Below are 16,648 nucleotides of genomic sequence, written 5' to 3'. Positions count from 1 at the left end.
TCGAGGTGGAGGCCAGCACCCCTTGCAGGTCATCGGTGCTGTACACCCGGTTCGACCAGTCGATCAGCGCCAGCACGTTGCGATGGGCGATCGCCACACCCTTGGGCAGGCCGGTGGAGCCGGAGGTGTAGATCACATAAGCCAGATTGTCCGCAGTAGCTCGCTGCGGCGGATTTTCCGGCGAATACGCGTCCAGCCAGCCCGGCTGGGCATCCAGTTGCAGGGTCTGCAGGGATTCCACGGATGGCAGCAGCGACAGCAAGGCGCTTTCGGTCAACAGGATCTGCGCCTGACTGTCGCGCAGCATGTGGGCCAGACGATCCTGCGGATAATCCGGGTCCAGCGGTACATAGGCGCCACCGGCCTTGAGCACCGCCAGCAGCGCCACGACCATTTCCGGGGTACGTTGCAGGGCCACGCCCACCCGCACTTCAGGCCCCACGCCCAGTTCGATCAGCTTGTGCGCCAGCCGGTTGGCCCGGGCATTGAGTTCCCGGTAGCTCAGGCGCTGGCCGGCGAACAACAACGCTTCGGCGTCGGGGCTTTTCTGTACCTGTGCTTCCACCAGTTGCTGCACACAGCCATCGCTGGGGAACTCACCGGTGGCCGGTGCCCACTCATGCAGCAGCTGGTGCTGCTCGGCAGCCCCCAGCAACGGCAAGTCCCCGAGACGCTGGCGCGGCTGCAGGACAATACCCTGCAGCAACTGCACCCAGGACTGGGCCAGACGCTCGATGGTGGACGCCTCGAACAGGTCGGTGGCGTAGGTCAGCGAAGCCCAGAGGCCCTCCTCGGACTCGAAGGTGTCCAGGGTCAGGTCGAACTGGGTCGTGCTGTCATCGCCCTGGAGCATCTGCACCTGCAACCCCGGAACCTCCAGGGCCAAAGCGCCTTGGCGGGCGGCGGCCTGGTGGTTGAACATCACCTGGAACAGCGGGCTGTAGCTCAGGCTGCGCTCCGGGTTGAGGGCTTCCACCAACTGTTCGAAAGGCAGGTCCTGATGCGCCTGGGCCTCCAGTGCACATGTTTTGACCTGACGCAGAAAGTCGCTGAACTTCAGTTGCCCGTCAACTTCGGCCTTGAGCACCTGGGTATTGACGAAAAAGCCGATCAGGCGCTCGGTCTCGACCCGGTTACGATTGGCCGTGGGCACGCCGACGCGGATGTCCGCCTGACCGCTGTAGCGGTGCAGCAGCACCTGGAACGAGGCCAGCAACAGCATGAACAGCGTGACCCCTTCGCGCTGGGCCAGTTGTTTCAGGGCGGCCGGCAAAGCGCCGTCCAGGCGGATGCCATGGCGCGCGCCCCGGTGACTTTGCTGCAACGGTCGCGGATGGTCCAGGGGCAGATCCAGCACCTGGGTGTCGCCTTGCAGTTGCTGTAACCAGTAGTCCAGCTGCCGCTGGCGCTCACCGGCTTCCATCCATTGGCGTTGCCAGGCCGCGTAGTCCGCGTATTGCACCGCCAGTGCCGGCAGCTCGGCCGGCTGCCCCTGGCAATGGGCGCCATAGAGCTGGATCAGTTCCTCCACCATCACTTGCATCGACCAGCCATCGGAGACGATGTGGTGCTGGACCAGCACCAGCACATGCTCGTCCGCCGCCAGGCGCACCAGGGTGGCCCGCAACAGCGGCCCCTGGCGCAGATCGAAGGTCTGCCCGACCTGTGCGGCGATCACCTGCTTGATCAACTCATCGGCGTTGCCAGCCTCCACCAGCAACGACAGGTCCTGCTGACTGATCGGCAAACTGGCCGGTGCCGCGACCACCTGGGTCAGGCCCTGGGTACCTTCGACAAAGCCGGTGCGCAAGGTTTCATGGCGGGCGATCAAGGCGTCGACACTGCTTTGCAGGGCCTGAAGATCCAGGGTGCCCCGCAGGCGCAAAGCCATGGGGATGTGATAGGCGCTGCTGTCAGGGTCCAGTTGCCAGAGGAACCACTGGCGTTCCTGGGCGTAGGACACCGCCAGCGGCTGTTGCCGGTCCACCAGGGGCATCGGTTGCAGTTGTTCGGTGGTTTGCGCCCCCAGCAGGCGGACGAAATCTTCCAGCGTCTCGCCTTCGAACAGCCACTTGAGCGGCGCTTCGATCCCCAGTTCCTGACGGATGCGCGACATCACTTGGGTGGCCAGCAGCGAGTGCCCACCGAGTTCGAAGAAGTTATCCCTCAAGCCGACCTTTTCCAGCTTCAGCACCTGGGCCCAGATCCCCGCCACCTGCTGCTCACGCTCGCTGCGCGGGGCCACATGGGCCTGCTGCAACTGGCTGCCGTCGATGGCCGGCAAGGCACTACGATTGAGCTTGCCGTTGGCGGTCAGGGGCAGTGCCTGGAGGAACAGCACATGAGCCGGCACCATGTAGCCCGGCAGGTGCTCGCGCAGCCTGGCCTTGATGCCATCGCGCAGTGGCTGTTGCCCGGCAACCGGGTCCTGGCTGTTCCAGTCCAGCTCGGCGGGCACCACATAGGCCACCAGTTGCGGCCCGTCGGGGCCTTCCGGAGCCAGCACCACAGCCTCGCGCACCGCTGGCAATTCCAGCAGCCGCGCTTCGATTTCCCCCAGCTCGATGCGGAAACCGCGAATCTTCACCTGATGGTCGATACGGCCGATGTAGCCGATCGAACCGTCGGCCTGATAACGCGCCAGATCGCCGGTGCGGTAGAGCCGCCCACCGGCCTCGCCAAACGGGTCAGGGACAAACCGCGCCGCACTCAGATCACCACGGTTCAGGTAGCCCCAGGCCAGCCCCGCACGCCCCACGTACAGCTCACCGATGCAGCCCTTGGGCACCGGTTGCAGGTTGCCGTCCAGCAGGTACCAGGACATGTCGGGAATCAGCTCGCCGATCGGGCTGGCCCCCGTCAGGCTCAGGTCTGCCCGGGTCAAGGGGCGGTAGGTCACGTGCACCGTGGTTTCGGTGATGCCGTACATGTTCACCAGCTGGGGGCGCTGATCGCCGAAACGCTGGAACCAGGGTTGCAGAGTATTGACCTCCAGGGCCTCGCCGCCGAACACGATGTAGCGCAACCGATGCTCCGCCTCGGCACTGCAGGCCACGTGCATCAACTGACGAAACGCCGACGGCGTCTGGTTGAGCACCGTCACGCCTTCGGCGCAGAGCAGTGGGTAGAACTCCTGGGCCGAGCGCGCCACCTCCTGGGGCACGATCAGCAGCCGCCCGCCGTACAGCAGGGCGCCGAAGATCTCCCACACCGAGAAGTCGAAGGCATAGGAGTGGAACAGGCTCCAGACATCTTCGGCACCGAAGTGGAACCACTGCCGGGTGGCCGCGAACAGGCGCAGGACGTTGTGGTGCGGCTGCAAGGTGCCCTTGGGCTTGCCGGTGGAGCCAGAGGTATAGATCACGTAGGCCAGGTCCTCGGGTGTTACCCCGACCTCGGGGTTGTCGACCCGGTAGCCGTCCAGGGGTTGCTCCAGCAACCAGGTACTGCCGGCAAACGCCGGCAAGCCCTGCAGCAGATGCTCCTGGGTCAGCAGCAAGGCGATGGCGCTGTCCTGCATCATGTGCTGCAGGCGGTCCTGGGGATAGGCCGGGTCCAGCGGCACATAGGCGCCGCCGGCCTTGAGGATCGCCAGCAGGCCGATGACCATCTCCTGGCTGCGCTCCACCGCCAGCCCCACCAGTACATTGGGGCCCACGCCCTGCTCGATGAGCTTGTGCGCCAGGCGGTTGGCCCGCTCGTTGAGCTGCTGGTAGTCCAGGCTCTGCCCGGCGAAGGTCAGGGCAATGGCCTGGGGCGCCCTGGCGGCCTGGGCCTCGATGAGCTGATGGACGCAGGCCCGGGAAGGGAATGCCTGCTGCCGAGGATTCCACTGGTCAAGGATCTGTGCCTGCTCGTCGGCCCCCAGCAATGGCAACAGGCCGATGCGCTGCTGCGGCTGGCTGACCACGCCTTGCAGCAAATGACGCCAGTGGGCGGCGAGGCGCTCGATGGTGGCGACGTCGAACACATCGGTGGCATAGACCAGGGACGCGGCGATCCGGCCCTGGGTTTCCACGGTGTCCAGGGTCAGATCGAACTGCGCCGACTGCCCTTGGGAGTCCAGGGCCTCGATGCTCAGGCCCGGCAGGTTCAGGGGTTTGCCCGCGCCCAGCGCTTGCACCTGGTGGTTGAACATCACCTGGAACAGCGGGTTGTGGCTCAGGCTGCGCTCCGGCTGCAAGGCCTCCACCAGTTGCTCGAACGGCAGGTCCTGGTGCGCCTGGGCCGCCAGGGCGGTCTGGCGTACCTGCTGCAACAGCTGGCTGAAGGACATCTGCCCGTCGATCTCGGCCTTGAGCACCTGGGTGTTGACGAAGAAGCCGATCAGGCGCTCGGTCTCGACCCGGTTGCGGTTGGCAATGGGCACCCCGACGCGGATATCGGCCTGGCCGCTGTAGCGGTGCAGCAGGGTCTGGAAAGAGGCCAGCAACAGCATGAACAGGGTCACCCCTTCCCGCTGGGCCAGGCTGCCCAGGGCCTCACTCAACGGCTGCTCCAGGGTCAGCTCCAGGCGCCCGCCCCGATGGCTCTGCACCGCGGGGCGCGGACGATCCAGAGGCAGTTCGAGCAAGGGCTGCTCGCCGCCCAATTGCGCCGTCCAGTAGGCCAGTTGCCGGTCCTTTTCACCGGCCTCCATCCAGTGCCGCTGCCAGAGGGCGTAGTCGGCATACTGGATCGGCAACGCCGGCAACGGCGCCGTCTGCCCTTGGCAGTAACCGATGTAGAGCGCGATCAGCTCCTCCACCATGACCTGCATCGACCAGCCATCGGAGACGATGTGGTGCTGGGTCAGGACCAGCACATGGTCATCCTCGGCCACCTGCAACAGGCCGACCCTGAGCAGCGGCCCGGCCAGCAGATCGAACAGCTGCCGGGTCTGGGCCTGGACGAAGTCCTGCACGGCCGCATGGATCTGCTGTTCGCTCGCCTGCGCCGGCAGTGCCTGGCGCACCAGTTCCAGGCGCGCCTCGGAGGCGACCACCTGCAGCGCCGTATCGGCCGCCTCGACAAAATGCGTGCGCAGGCTTTCATGGCGGGCGATCAGGCTGTCAAAACTGCGCTGCAAGGCCTCGACATTCAGCTTCCCGCGCAGGCGCAGGGCCTTGGGAATGTGATAGGCCGTGCTCTCGGGCGCCAGTTGCCAGAGGAACCACTGGCGTTGCTGGGCATAGGACAGCGGCAGGTGCTCCTGGCTCAGGCGCACCTCGGGAATCGGCAGGTTGGCCGGGGAGATGCCCTGTTCGAGCATCTTCTGCAGGTAGACCTTGCGTTTTTCCAGGGGCAGCAGGATGAAGCCTTTGACAATTTTCAACGCGGTGATGTTGTCCATTACACAGCCTCCATTTCGTCGAGCAACAGTTCCAGCGCACTCAGGTCGGCGTCTTGCACCTGGCCGGGCGTCATCTGCAACTGGCTGACGAACAGCCCCAGGGAGGGAAATTCAAACGCCATATGCACACTGACCTGGCGTCCAAGCTTGAGCTGGACTCGAGAGACCATCGCGGTTACCAACAAGGAATGCCCACCTAGTTCAAAGAAGTTATCGTTCATGCCCACCTGCTCGACCTCCAGCACCTGGGCCCAGATCGCCGCGACCTGCTGTTCCAGTTCGCTCTGTGGAGCGATGTAGGCCTGCTGCAACAGGCTGGCGTCGGCCTTGGGCAGGACCTTGCGATCCAGCTTGCCGTTGGGGCTCAACGGCAGGGCCGCGAGGAACAGCAGATGGGCCGGCAGCATGTAGTCCGGCAGCGCCTGCTTGAGGGCCGCTTTCAATTGCTCGCGCAACTGCGACTGCTGTTCCGGGCTCTCCGCCGCCACGCCCGCGGCCGCCACCACGTAGGCCACCAGCTGTGGACCACCGGCTGCCTCCTGGGCCAGTACCACCGCCTCGCGTACCAGCGGTAGCTCCAGCAGCCGCGCTTCGATCTCGCCCATTTCGATACGGAAACCACGGATCTTCACCTGATGGTCGATGCGCCCGGCGTACTCGATCACGCCCTGGGCGTCATAACGGGCCAGGTCGCCGGAGCGGTACAGGCGCCCGCCGTCGCGGCTGAACGGGTCGGGTATGAAGCGCTCGGCGGTCAGGCCCGGACGGTTGTGGTAACCCCGGGCCAGCAACTCGCCACCGATCATCAGCTCGCCGGTGGCGCCGCTGAGGGTCAGGTTGCCGCTGGTGTCCAGCAGGTAGATGGAGCGCCCCGGCAGACCCTTGCCCAGCGGCATCTGGCTCGGCAACGCCTGCCCGTCCTGCAGGTAGCGGCTGCAGTCATGGGCGGTAACGCTCACCGTGGCCTCGGTCGGGCCGTAGGTGTTGAGCAGGCAGGCGTGTCTCAGGCCGGCCTTCTTCCACGCCGCCACGCCTTCTGCCGGCATGGCTTCGCCCCCCAGGTTGAGCTGGCGCAGGCGGCCGAAATCACGGGGTTCCCGGGCGGCAAAATCCTTGCCGAGCATGAACCAGTAGGCGGTGCTCAAGTCGACGATGCTGATGCCCTGCTCGATCAGCTCACGGTAGAAGGTTTCGCTGTCCCACAGCTCCTTGCCGCGAATCACCACCGAGGCGCCACAGATCAGTGCCGGGTACAGCTGTTCGACAAAGGCATCGAAGTTGAAGGTGGAGAACTGCAGGCCACGGTCTGCCGCGCTCATGCTGAAGTAGTCCCGGGACACCTGGGCATGCTGGCTCAAGGCGCTGTGACTGATATCCACACCCTTGGGCCGTCCGGTGGAGCCGGAGGTGTACATCACGTACGCCAGGTTGGCACCCTGCGCCCGCGGTTGCGGGTTGCTCCGGGCATAGTCGTCCAGGTCCTGCTGATCCAGGCACAGGTGGGGTACCTCCACGCCGTCGCGCAGGCGCTCCAGCAGCGGTGTCTGGGTCAACAGCAGCTCAATCCCGCTGTCCTGCATCATGTAGTGCAGGCGCTCCTGAGGATATTCAGGGTCCAGCGGCACGTAGGCGCCGCCGGCCTTGAGCACCGCCAGCAGGCCCACGATCATGTCCAGCCCGCGCTCCACGGCGATGCCCACCCGCACATCCGGACCAACGCCCCGCTCGATCAGCTTATGGGCCAACTGGTTGGCCTGCTGGTTGAACTGGCCATAGCTCAGTTGTTCGCCGGCACACAGCAATGCCACCGCATCCGGGGTACGTTCGGCCTGGGCCTCGATCAACTGCTGGACACAGAGCGGCGACAGGTCACGCGCCGGAGTACGACTGCGTTGCTCCTCGATCAAGCGGCGCTCGGTAGCGCCAGTCAGCGCCAACTCGCCGATGCTCGACTGCGGCTGCTCCACCAGCGCCATGAGCACCTGCTCCAGGTAGCCCGCCAGTTGCCGGATGTTCGCCTCGGCGAAATGCTCCAGGGCATAGCTGTAGTCGAACGCCAGGGTCTGCCCCAAGTAGACCGACAGGGTCAGCGGATAGTTGGTCTGCTCATGGTTGGCTGCCAGGCCAAAGCTCAACTGTGCGGGGGCGCCTTGGGCCAGGGCCTCGGACACCGGGTAGTTCTCGAACACCAGGATGTTGTCGAACAGCGCCTCGCCCCCCAGGCCGGCCCAGCGTTGCACGTCATACAACGGGGTGTGTTCGAAGTCGCGCAGGGCCAGGTTGCGTTCCTGTACCACCTGCAGCCAGTCACTGACAGGCATGTCCGGACGCGGCGCAGCCACCACCGGCAGGGTGTTGATGAACAACCCGATCTGCTGCTCCACCCCCTTGAGTTCCGCCGGGCGCCCGGACACGGTGGCACCGAACACCACGCTGTCCTGCCCGGTGTAGCGTTGCAGCAGCAACAGCCACGCGGCTTGCACCAGGGTGTTGACCGTGACCTTCTGCTGGCGGGCGAACTCGCTCAAGCGTTGCGTCTGTTGCAGGTCCAGGTGTTGTTGATGGGCGGCATAGCCCTGGCCGGCCGGAGCCTGGCCACCGCGGCCGATGGCCTGGGCCAGTCGGGTCGGCTCATCCAGATCCGCCAGTTGCTGTTTCCAGAAGGTCTCACTGAGCTGGGCGTCCTGGCGTTGCAGCCAGGCGATGTAGTCGCGGTAGCGCCCGGGCGCATGGCTCGCGAACTGCCCCGCATAGCGCTGCAGCACTTCCCCCAGCAGCCGTGAGTTGCTCCAGCCGTCCATCAGGATGTGGTGGTTGGTGTAGATCAGGTGGTAGCGCTGCTCACCGGTGCGCACCAGGGTCAGGCGCAACAGCGGCGCGGCCAGCAGGTCGAAACCCCGCAGGCGCTCTTCCTCGGCCAAGCCATCCAGGGCGGCCGGCACGGCCTCGTTCGTCCGCCAGTCATGCTCGACAAAGTCCAGGCGGATACGCTTGTGCACCACCTGGATCGGTGCCGGCAGTTCGCCCTGCCAGAGGAAGCCGCTGCGCAGAATGTCATGGCTGTCGATCGCCGCCTGCCAGGCCTGACGGAAGCGCTCGGGGTCGAGCCCATCCACGTCCACCCGCAACTGGTTGATGTAGTCGCCCGCGCCCTGCTCGTAGAGGGTGTGGAACAGCATGCCCTGTTGCATCGGCGACAGCGGATAGAGGTCCTCGACCTCGGCCAGGGCCAGTGGCAACTGGTCCAGTTGCTGCTGGCTCAGGCCGGCCAGCGGGAAGTCCGACGGCGTGGCGCCACGCTGCTCGGGCTGGCTGCAGTGCTCGATCAGCGCCTTGAGTTCCCGGGCGTAGTCATCCGCCAGGTGCTGGATGGTGGCGGTATCGAACATCGCCTGGCTGAAGGTCCAGCCCAGCTTCAATTGGCCGCCATAGACCTGGCCATTGATGCTCAGCCAGTTGCCCAGCGGGGCTAGGGCGTGTTGATCGGCACCCTTGGCTTCGGCGCTGGGGGCAAACCAGGCATCCGGCTCATCGAAGCTGCCATCGAACTGGCCCAGGTAGTTGAAGGTGATGCGCGGTACCGCCAGGGCCGCCAGCGTCGCCTGCGCAGAGGCATCCCCCAGGTAGCGCAAGGCGCCATAACCGATGCCCTTGTTCGGCACCGCCCGCAGCTGTTCCTTGATGTGCTTGATCGAATCGGCCAGGGCCGGCTGCGGCGTCAGTTTCACCGGGAACACACTGGTGAACCAACCCAGGGTGCGGCTCAGGTCGATGCTGTCGAACAGCTCTTCGCGGCCGTGGCCTTCCAGTTGCACCAGGGCGCTGCTTTCACCAGTCCAGCGGGTGATGACCCGGGCCAGGGCGGTGAGCAGCAGGTCGTTGATCTGGGTGCGATAGGCTGCCGGCGCGTCCTGCAACAGACGCTGGGTATAGCTCGGGTCCAGTTCGGTGCTGACGCTCAGTGCGTCCTCGATCACCGCCTGATCCGTTGTCCGGTCACCAGGCAGGTCCGACTCGACGCCCTGCAGTTGCGCCTGCCAGTAACCCAGCTCCTGCTGCAGCGCCGCGCTGTTGGCATAGGCTTGCAATTGCCCGGCCCAGGCCTGGGAGGAGCTGGTTTTGGCCGGCAGTTTGATGACTTGCCCGGCGGCCTGCTGTACCAGGGCCTGATGCAGGTCCTCCAGCAGCACTCGCCAGGACACCCCGTCCACCACCAGGTGATGGATGGCCAGCAGCAGACGCTGGGTGCCATCACGCAACGTGAAGAGCACGGCACGCAGCAAAGGCCCCTGTTGCAGATCGAGGCTGCGTTGCGCGGTATCACACAGGGCTTGCAGCGAATCCTCAGTGGCGTCGTCCGCCAGCCACAGCAGCGCATCGGCCTGCATCGCCGCCAACGGCGCCGCAGTCACCTGCCCCTGCGGAGCATAAGTGGCGATCCAGGCTGGGCCTTCTTCGACAAACTTCAGGCGCAGGCCGTCATGGTGTTCGAGCAAGGCTTGCAAGCCCTGCTGCAGTGCCTGGGCGCTCAGAGGCTTCAGCGGCTTGAGCAACACCGACTGGTTCCAGTGGTGACGCTCCGGCACCGGGGTGTCAAAGAACCACTGCTGGATCGGCAGCAGCGGCATCTGCCCGCGCACCGGGCCCTGGTCGATCTGCAAACCGCCCTCGCCCTGCTCCGCCACCGTGGCCAGCCCCTGCACCGTCTGGTGCTGGAACAGGTCCTTGGGGGTGAAGCGGATACCGGCCTGCCGCGCACGGCTGACCACCTGGATCGAGATGATCGAGTCGCCACCCAGCTCGAAGAAGTTGTCGGTGACGCCCACCTGTTCAAGTTTCAGCACATCGGCCCAGATCGCCGCGATCTGTTGTTCCAGGTCGTTTTGCGGCGCCACGTAGGTCTGCTGCATCAACTGCGCATCGACTTTGGGCAGCGACTTGCGGTCCAGCTTGCCGTTGGGTGTCAGCGGCAGCGCTTCGAGGAACAGCAAATAAGTCGGCACCATGTAGTCCGGCAGGCTCTCGCGCAGGCGCGCCTTGATGCTTTCGCGCAACGGCGCCTGACGCTCGTTGCTCAACGCCACCTCGGCATCCACCGGCACGATATAGCCCACCAGCTGTTGGCCGCTCGGCCCGGGCTGGGCGATCACCGCCACTTCCAATACCGGGTCCTGCTCCAGCAAGCGCGCTTCGATCTCGCCCAGCTCGATACGGAAACCCCGCACCTTCACCTGATGGTCGACACGCCCCACGTACTCCACCAAGCCATCGGTGCGATAGCGGGTCAGGTCGCCGCTGCGGTACAGCCGGGCGCCAGTGGTGCTGTAGGGGTCAGGGATAAAACGCTCGGCCGTCAGCCCCGGACGATCCAGGTAACCCCGGGCCACGCCCAGGCCACCCAGGTACAGCTCGCCGGCCACGCCAACCGGCAACAGGTTGAGGTTGGCATCGGCCACATAAGCGCTGCGATTGCCGACGATATTGCCGATGGGCGCATAGGCCGCATCGCACGGATCGCCCGCCTTGGCCTTCCAGATCAACGGCGTAACCACCGTCTCGGTCGGGCCATAGCCGTTGAAGATGTACTTGGGCCGCAGCACTCGCCACGCCAAGTCATAACTGGCCTGCGGCACTGCATCGCCGCCGAAGCAATACACCCGCACCGCCGGCGGGTTGCCGTCGCGCTCGGCGTGCACTGCCAGTTGTTGCAGATAAACCGGCGGGAACACCCCCACCGTGACGCCGTAACGATGCATCTGCTCGTAGGTGAATTCTGGCGACCACAAACTATCGTCGCGGATCAGCACACTGGCGCCGTAGATCAGCGGGTGCATCCAGCCTTCGTGGGAGCCGTCGAAGGCGAAGGACATGAAGTGCAGCTCGCAATCCGCCGGGCTCATTTCATAGCGCTCGCCAGTGGCCAAACTGTGCATGGCCAGCGGGCCGTGGGACACCGCCACGCCCTTGGGCAGGCCGGTGGAACCGGAGGTGTAGATCACATAGGCGAGGTTTTCCTCGGCCAGTTCCACCTGCGGGCTGATCACCGGGTAAGCCGCAAAATCAGCCGCGCCTTCGACGCTGAGGGTCGGCAGACCTTCAGGAATCGGCAAGCGATCCAACAGATGGCTCTGGGTCAGCAGCAGCCACGCGCCGCTGTCCTGCATCATGTAGCGCAGACGGTCCTGGGGGTACTCGATATCCAGCGGCACATAGACCCCACCAGCCTTGAGCACGGCCAGGAAGGCCACCATGATTTCCGCGCAGCGCGGCATGGCGATGGCCACCCGCACTTCCGGGCCCACTCCCAGTTCGATCAACTTGTGCGCCAGTTGGTTGGCTTGCGTATCCAGCTCGCGATAGCTCAGGCGCTGCTCGGCGAAAAACACCGCCGGCGCATCCGGGGCCTTGGCCGCCTGATCGGCGAACAGCTGATGGACAAAACGCTGGGTCGGGTAGAGCACATCGGTGTGGTCCCAGTCCTGGCGAATGCGGCGCTGCTCGTCCTGACCCAACATCGGCAGCTCGCCCAGGGCTCGCTGCGGCTCAAGCAGGCCTTGCAGCAGGTTGCGCCAGTGGTCGGCCAGGCGTTCGACGGTTGCGACCTCGAACAACTCGCCGGCATAGATCAACGACGCGTTGATCCCGGCGTCTGTCTCCAGGGTTTCCAGGGTCAGGTCAAATTGCGCGGTACCGCCCTGCAAGACCATTTCCTCGGCTTGCAGGCCCGGCAGGCTGGTGCCGTCGGTGCTTTCCCCGGCAATGCTCAGGTGGTTGTACATCACCTGGAACAACGGGTTCTGGTCCAGCGCGCGCTGCGGCTTGAGCGCATCCACCAAGCGATCGAACGGCAGGTCCTGATGGGCCTGGGCGGCCAGGGCCGTGGCCTTGACCTGGCGCAGCAACTGCCCCACCGGCAGGCTTGGCGCCAGCTCGACGCGCATCACCAGGGTGTTGACGAAGAAGCCCATCACCCCTTCCATTTCCTGGTGGCGGCGATTGCTCACCGGCACTCCGATGCGGATATCCGGCTGGTCGGAGTAACGGTGCAGCAACAACGCGAACGACCCCAGGAACAACTGGAACAGGGTCATGTCGTGTTCCCGCGCCACCCGGCGCAGCCCTTGCTCCAGGTCCGCCGGCAGGCGCAGGCCCATGCGTTCCTGGCGGTGGGTGACCAGCGCCTGGCGTGGATGATCCAGAGGCAGCTCCAGAACCGGATGCTCCAGCCCCAGTTGCTGGCGCCAGTAATCCAGCTGGCGCTGTTGCTCGCCCTGCTCCAGCCAGCTGCGATGCCAGTTGGCGTAGTCGGCGTACTGCACGCTCAACGGCTCGAACTGCGGTGCCTGCCCCTGGATCAAGCCGCGGTACAGCGCGACGAATTCCCGGGCCAGCACACTCATGGAGGCGCCATCGGAAATGATGTGGTGCAAGGTCACCACCAGCAGGTAATCCTGCTCGGCGATCTCTAGCACCCGGGCCCGGCACAAGGGCCCGCGCTCCAGATCGAACAGTTGCTGGGTCTCCTCCAGGGCGCGAGCCTGGACGGCTTCGCGGGGCAGGCCCGGCGTCAATCGCTCCCAGGCCACGCTGATCGCGCCCTGTGCATGCACCACCTGACACAGGCGTTCCTGATGCTGGGTGAAGTTGGTGCGGAACGCTTCATGGCGCTGGGCCAGGGCATCGAAAGTCTGCTGCAAGGCAGCCTGGTCCAGCTCTCCCTGCAAACGGACCACGATCGGCGTGTGGTAGGCGGTGCTCCGCGGGTGCATCTGCCAGAACAGCCATTGCCGCTGCTGGGCATGAGAGGCCGGCAGCGGCCCGTCACGCTCCAGCGCCTCGATCTGCGGCAGTGCCGCGGCGCTCGCGCAGGCCTGGACCTGTTCGACGAACTCGTCCAGGCGCGAGGTTTCGAACAGCAGCCGCAGCGGCACGTCCGCCGCCAGCAGGCGTCGCACCCGGGACATGATCTGGGTCGCCAGCAATGAATGTCCGCCCAGGGCGAAAAAGTTATCGCCCAGGCCCACCCGCTCGACCTTGAGCACCGCCTGCCAGATCGCCGCGATGCCCTGCTGCAGCTCGCTGACCGGCGCCACAAAGGCCTCCACCGGCGCCTGCTGCTGCAACGGCGGCAAGGCCCGCAGGTCGAGCTTGCCGTTGGGCGTCAAAGGCATGCCGTCCAACGCCAGGAAATGCATCGGCAACATGTAGTCGGGCAAAGCCAGCGCCAGTTGCCGACGGATCGCCTGCCACGCCGCCTCCGGCTCCTGAGCCTTGGCCAGTACCACATAGGCCGCCACTTGCGACTCGCCCGCCACACTGACCACCTGGGCCACGGCGTCCTCGACCTGGGGCAACTGCTTGAGGGCCGCGGTGATTTCCCCCAGCTCGATACGGTAGCCGCGGATCTTCACCTGATGGTCGATGCGGCCCAGGTAGTCGATAACCCCGCCGTCCAGATAGCGCGCCAGGTCACCGCTGCGGTACAGGCGCTGCCCATCGCCGCTGAAGGGGTCCGGCACGAAGCGCTCGGCGGTCAAGGCCGCACGCTGGTGGTAACCCCGCGCCAGGCCGGCGCCTCCCAGGTACAGCTCGGCCGGGGTGCCGGGCGCCACCGGTTGCAAGGACGCATCCAGCACCCGCGCCCGGACATTGGCCAATGGCAGGCCCAGGGGCACCACGGCCCGCTCGTCCGCCAGCCCGGTGGCGGCCATGGTCAGGGCGCCGACCGTGGTTTCAGTCGGGCCATAGTGGTTGAACACCGCGCACTCCGGTGCCAGGGTCGCGATCCTGCGGACCAGAGCCGCCGGACAGGCTTCTCCGCCCAGCACCAGGCACTGGCGCGGTAGGGAACGGGCCGGCTCATCGCCGCTGATCAGCGCCTGCAAATGGGACGGCACGATCTTCAAGACATCGATTTCATGAGTGTGCAAGTAGGCGCCGAAGGCGTCGGCGTCCAACCCGGTATCCAGGTCGATCACATGCAGGCAACTGCCGGAGCACAGGGCACCGAACAGCGTGGTGTGGCCAAGATCCGCGGCAATGGTCGAAACCACGGCCATGGTGCGCGCAGCCCCCAGCGGCAGGCGCTGGATGATCGCCTGCACATAGTTGGCCAGGGCGCCGTGGGTGATGCTCACGCCTTTGGCGGCACCGGTGGAGCCGGAGGTGTAGATCGAATAGGCCAGGTTCCCGGCCGCGATCCCGGGCAATGGCGCCTGCTCCTCGCTGACCGGCGCCCAGGCCTGGGCCTGATCCAGCAACAGCACCTCGCCCCCGGCCCACCGCGGCAGCCGCGGCTGCACCGCCGTCTCGCTCAGTAACAGGCGTACGCCGCTGTCTTGCAGCATGTAGCTCAAGCGCTGCTCGGGGTATTGCGGGTCCAGCGGCACGTAGGCGCCGCCGGCCTTGAGCACCGCCAACAGGCCCACCACCATCTCCAGGGAACGCTCCACGGCGATGCCCACCGGCACTTCCGGGCCTACGCCCCGGGCCACCAGCGCCGTGGCCAGGTGGCTGGCGCGCTGGTCCAGCTCGCCATAGCTCAGGCACTGCCCGGCGAACACCAGAGCCGGCGCCTCGGCCTGCGCGGCGACCTGACGGGCAAAGAGTTCGAGCACCGACTCGGCAGCGAACACCTCCCGGGGACCCACGCCCTGGGCCAGGGTGCCCTGGCGCTGTTCGGCACTGAGCAACGGCAGTTCGCCAATCGCCGCCTGCGGCTCGCGCACCATTGCCCACAGCAGGTTCTGCCAGTGGCCGGCCATGCGCTCGATGGTCTGCGCTTCGAACAGCTGGCAGTCGTAGGTGAAGGCGGCCTGCAACTGGCCACCACGTTCGAAGGTGTCCAGGGTCAAGTCGAACTGCACCGTGCGCTCGTTACGTGGCAAGGCCTGCACTTGCAGCCCGGAGCGGCTGTGCAAGGTGGTCAGTTCGGTGACCTGGGGCTGGTGGTTGTACAGCACCTGGAACAGCGGGCTGTGGCTCAGGCTGCGCTCCAGGTGCAGGGCTTCCACCAGACGCTCGAAGGGCAGGTCCTGATGGGCCTGGGCCCCCAGGGTAGTCTCGCGGATGTCGGCCAGCAGTTGCGGCACCGTCCATTGCGGGCTCAGCTCGGTGCGCAGTACCTGGGTGTTGACGAAGAAGCCGATCAACCCCTCGGCTTCCTCGCGCGTGCGGTTGGCGATCGGCACCCCGACCCGGATGTCCTGCTGGCCGCTGTAGCGCGACAGCAGCAACTTGAAGCCGGCCAGCAGCACGGCAAACAGGGTCACCCCCTGCTGACGCGCCAGGGCGCCCAGTTGCTGGGCCAGGGGTTGTTCCAGGGCAAAATCCAGGCGGCGCCCCTGGCGGCTGGAATGGGCCGACCGCGGATGGTCGGTGGGCAGTTTCAGTGGCGGATGCTGGTCACCCAGCTTGGCCTGCCAGTAGTCCAGTTGCCGCTCTTGCTCCCCTGCCTCCAGCCAGCTGCGCTGCCACAGGGCGTAGTCGCGGTACTGGATCGGCAGCGCCGGGACGTTCGGCACCTCGCCCTGGAGCAGGTTGTCGTAGGCGTGCAGGAATTCCTCGATCAAGACCCCCATCGACCAGCCATCCGCGACGATATGGTGCAGGGTCAGCAGCATCACGTGCTCCTGCTCGCCCAGACCCAGTACGCAGACCCGCAGCAAAGGCCCCTGTTGCAGATCGAAGGGCCGGCGCGCTTCGGCGTCGGCCAGCTGTTGCACCCTGGTTTCGCGCTGCGCCGGGTCGAGGTCGCAGAGATCCCGATAATCGATGTCGACCCGCGCTTCCTGGATCACCTGCCGAGGCTCATCGTCCTCCAGGGCAAAAATCGTGCGCAGGCTCTCATGCCGCTCCAGCAGCCAGTCGAAAGCCTGCGCCAGCACCGCTCGGTCCAGCGGCCCGCTCAGGCGGACCGCGTTGGGCAGGTTGTAGGCCGCGCTCTGCGGATCCAGCTGCCAGAGAAACCACATGCGCTGCTGCGCGTAGGACAAGGCCTGACGATCAGGCACCGCAACTCCCGCAGGAATCGGCAGCAGAGAAAAATCGACACCTTCCTTGTCCAGAGCCTTCAAGAACAGCCGACGCTTTTCCTGCGGCAGTTCAATGAATCTGCGGGCGAGCTTCAAGGAGTCTTCTGCATTCATCGGGAGTCATCCGTACTTACGTGTTGGGTATCGAGCATTGGCTCGGTCATCCCTACGGAACGGATGGAGGCTTGGGAAAATTAACCCCGCGCACCGCCCAGACCACCCGCTAGCGGGCGCCTCAGGATGCCTGGGCAGGCGCCGCCGGCAGTAAATCACCCGGCTCATC

At 65.8% G+C, this 16,648-nt stretch carries 2 protein-coding genes and 1 pseudogene; all 3 read right to left on the bottom strand.

Annotation, left to right across the window (positions count from 1 at the left end):
• Positions 1 to 3,910 (bottom strand): amino acid adenylation domain-containing protein (locus DNK59_RS31110; RefSeq protein ID WP_371920329.1); only part of this gene is annotated, 3,910 nt, incomplete at its 3' end.
• Positions 3,899 to 5,194: pseudogene (locus tag DNK59_RS32635) on the bottom strand (condensation domain-containing protein); the annotation flags it as partial. The pseudogene DNK59_RS32635 and the gene DNK59_RS31110, both read right to left, overlap by 12 nt.
• A 137-nt stretch (positions 5,195 to 5,331) precedes the next feature.
• On the bottom strand, positions 5,332 to 16,479 hold the full coding sequence (locus DNK59_RS31105) for a non-ribosomal peptide synthetase (RefSeq protein ID WP_110725803.1): 11,148 nt from the start codon (positions 16,477 to 16,479) through the stop codon (positions 5,332 to 5,334).
• Positions 16,480 to 16,648 lie beyond the last annotated feature (169 nt).

This window comes from Pseudomonas sp. TKO26 (assembly GCF_003225665.1).
In the GTDB taxonomy this organism is placed as follows: domain Bacteria; phylum Pseudomonadota; class Gammaproteobacteria; order Pseudomonadales; family Pseudomonadaceae; genus Aquipseudomonas; species Aquipseudomonas saponiphila.
Note: the sequence above shows the minus strand (reverse complement) of the source record. Positions and strands in the feature narration are given on the sequence as shown.